The organism is Paenibacillus sp. CCS19, from assembly GCF_033239625.1.
Classification (GTDB): domain Bacteria; phylum Bacillota; class Bacilli; order Paenibacillales; family Paenibacillaceae; genus Paenibacillus_T.
The window spans coordinates 1-213 of record NZ_BTCK01000150.1 but is presented as its reverse complement, the minus strand read 5'-3'; the positions used below and the strand labels follow the sequence as shown (position 1 = coordinate 213).

The window sequence follows — 213 nt, the reverse complement described above, 5'->3', positions numbered from 1 at the left end:
AGGCATACCAGGGGAACTGAAACATCTAAGTACCCTGAGGAAGAGAAAACAATAGTGATTCCGTCAGTAGCGGCGAGCGAACGCGGATTAGCCCAAACCTACGGACTTGTCCGTAGGGGTTGTAGGACGTCTCACATGGAGTTACAAAGGTGTTGGTTAGGCGAAGAGGTCTGGAAAGGCCCGCTAAAAGAGGTAAAAGCCCTGTAACCAAAA

1 rRNA gene is annotated in these 213 nt (G+C 49.8%); it reads left to right on the top strand.

The window, feature by feature from the left end:
* Positions 1-213, top strand: a 23S ribosomal RNA gene (locus tag SBI19_RS29485); the annotation flags it as partial.